General features: G+C 76.1%; 1 protein-coding gene and 2 pseudogenes. 1 reads left to right on the top strand and 2 read right to left on the bottom strand.

What is annotated here, in order from left to right:
* Window positions 1–508: pseudogene (locus B0E53_RS36205) on the bottom strand (D-alanyl-D-alanine carboxypeptidase/D-alanyl-D-alanine-endopeptidase); the annotation flags it as partial.
* 155 nt (window positions 509–663) lie between these two features.
* On the opposite strand from B0E53_RS36205, the gene B0E53_RS36200 reads away from it, so the two are divergent.
* Window positions 664–1,170, top strand: coding sequence for an inorganic diphosphatase (locus B0E53_RS36200; RefSeq protein WP_091266984.1), 507 nt, complete (start codon window positions 664–666; stop codon window positions 1,168–1,170).
* Between the two features lie 63 nt (window positions 1,171–1,233).
* Here the strand turns inward: B0E53_RS36200 and B0E53_RS36195 are convergent.
* Window positions 1,234–1,792: pseudogene (locus B0E53_RS36195) on the bottom strand (type VII secretion integral membrane protein EccD); the annotation flags it as partial.

Here is a 1,792-nt window from a genome sequence, read left to right as displayed (position 1 = left end):
GGACCACGGCCAGGCCGACCGCGGCCAGGGCGACGATCAACACGCTGGCCAGCACCGCGACCAGCCGGACCCGGCGCCGGCGCGGCGGCGGGGGCGGGAGCGGGGCGGCACCGACCGGCGGGACGGGCGGGCTCACCGGGATGCCGCCGGGCGCGTCGTAACCGGGCCAGCTGACCGGGGCAGCCGGACCCGCGCCGTGGTCCCGGGGGTCCGGGTGACCGTACTGCCGCGGGTCGGCGTGGCCGTACTCCCGCGGGGCTGAGCGGCCGTACTCCTGCGGGCGGCCGTACTCCTGGGGGGTGGTGCGGCCGTGTTCGGCGGGGCCGGGGTGGCCGTACTGCCCGGGGTTGGCGCGGCCGACCGGGGCGGACCCGACGGGCGGCCCGGGGCGGTGGGCGGGGTTGGTGCCGGGGACCGAGACGCGGCCGGTGGCCCCGCCGGAACCGGAACCTGCGGACCTGCGCCCGTCAACCCCCTCGGGGCGGTAGTGTGAATCTTCCCTCCCCACGACCCCCTCCTCCCCCGCTCAAAAGCGCCTTGGGTGACACTACTTCGGTCCGAACACTATGCGGCGGCCGGAGCCGGCGGGGGGCGTTCACCCCGGCCGGTGGGCGGCGCCACTGGTTCCGTTAGCCAGCGTGGGCAAACGAGGGAGCGTGGGAGATGGATTTCGACGTCACGGTTGAGATCCCGAAGGGTCACCGCAACAAGTACGAGGTGGACCACGCGACCGGCCGGATCCGGCTGGACCGCACCCTCTTCACCTCCACGCAGTACCCGGCCGACTACGGCTTCATCGAGGGCACCCTGGGCGAGGACGGCGACCCGCTGGACGCGCTGGTGCTGGTGCCCGAGCCCACCTTCCCGGGCTGCCTGATCCGCTGCCGCACCATCGGCATGTTCCGGATGACCGACGAGAAGGGCGGCGACGACAAGGTCCTCTGCGTGCCCTACGAGGACCCGCGCCAGGAGCACCTGCGGGACATCCACCACCTGGGCGAGTTCGACCGCCTGGAGATCCAGCACTTCTTCGAGGTCTACAAGGACCTGGAGCCGGGCAAGTCGGTCGAGGGCGCGACCTGGGTGGGTCGCACCGAGGCCGAGGCCGAGATCGTGGCCTCGTACCAGCGCGCCAAGGAGGCCGCCGAGCGCGGCGAGACCCTGCACTGACCTGATCCGCGCCGACGGGCCCGGGCCGCTCCACCGAGCGACCCGGGCCCGCGTGCGTGCTGGTCAGCCGAGCAGGCCGCGGGCCCGGTCGTAGAGGTCGAGCACCGCGCAGGCCACCGGCACCACCGCGACCACCAGCGCGGTGTCGGTCAGGTCGGCCAGCCGACCCAGGTACGGGGAGACCGGCCGGCGGGCGTACGTGGTGCCGGCCGCGACGGCGACCAGGGCCAGGGCCAGCCCGCCGAGGGCCAGCGCCAGCCGGCCGGCCGGACCGGACCGGTCGGCGAGCACCGCGCCGAGCAGCGCGTACCCGGCCAGCCCGGCGGCGACGGCGGGCACCCGGTGGCGGACCGCCACGAAGAGCCGGGAGCGCAGCAGCAGCACCCCGCAGCCGACCGCCACCAGCAGCCGACCGGCGAGCCCGCCGGCGGTGGCGAGCACGGCCGCGCCCACCACGGCCAGCACCGCGTGCCCGGGCGGACCGCCGGCCGGCGCGGGCAGGGTGATCGGCGGCAGCGGCACCTTGCCGAGCCGGATGGCCAGCAGCGGCAACCCGCCGAGCGCGAAGACCAGCGCGCAGAGCAGCACGGCGGCGGTGCCGGCCGGGTCGAGGAACAGCCCG

Origin of the sequence: Micromonospora sp. MH33 (assembly GCF_003013775.1) — a bacterium.
Lineage (GTDB): Bacteria > Actinomycetota > Actinomycetes > Mycobacteriales > Micromonosporaceae > Micromonospora > Micromonospora fulviviridis.
This window is presented reverse-complemented; position numbering and strand designations above follow the sequence as displayed.

What these genes read in the sequence shown, in the direction of transcription:
- B0E53_RS36200 (WP_091266984.1), top strand. Translation starts at nt 664, where the DNA reads ATGGATTTCGACGTCACGGTTGAGATCCCGAAGGGTCACCGCAACAAG.